This window comes from Streptomyces endocoffeicus (assembly GCF_016741935.1).
GTDB classification, from domain to species: domain Bacteria; phylum Actinomycetota; class Actinomycetes; order Streptomycetales; family Streptomycetaceae; genus Streptomyces; species Streptomyces endocoffeicus.
In genome coordinates this window covers 1-410 of the sequence record NZ_JAERRG010000218.1, presented here as the reverse complement: position 1 = coordinate 410, position 410 = coordinate 1, and the positions used below count along the sequence as shown (strand labels likewise).

1 protein-coding gene is annotated in these 410 nt (G+C 72.7%); it reads left to right on the top strand.

Going from position 1 to position 410, the window contains the following annotated elements:
* Positions 1-66: 66 nt before the first annotated feature.
* The coding region (locus tag JK364_RS54670) for a KS-MAT linker domain-containing protein (RefSeq protein WP_443732283.1) at positions 67-410 on the top strand (344 nt) is incomplete at its 3' end.

The following is a 410-nucleotide window of genomic DNA, read 5'->3' as shown; positions in this document are numbered from 1 at the left end:
CTGGCCGAGCAGCGGGTGTGGCCGGAGGTGGGGCGTCCGCGGCGGGTTGGGGTGTCGGGTTTTGGGGTGAGTGGGACGAACGCTCATGTGATTTTGGAGCAGGCGCCGGAGACGGCTGTCGAGGTGGCACCGGTGGTGGCGGAGGCTCCGGGTGGTGTGGTGCCGTTGGTCGTTTCGGGCTCCGATGGTGCGGGGTTGCGGGGGCAGGCGCGTCGGCTGCTGGACTTTGTGGAGCGACGCTCGGATGTGGAACTGGGTCACCTGGCACGTTGCTTGGCGGCGTCGCGGGCGGGGCTGTCGGAACGTGCGGTGGTGCTGGCGGGGGACCGGAGCGAGGCGCTGGCGGGGCTGGCGGCCGTGGCCGGGGGTGAGGTGGCCGGTGGCGATGTGGTGGGACGCGCGGACGCGCA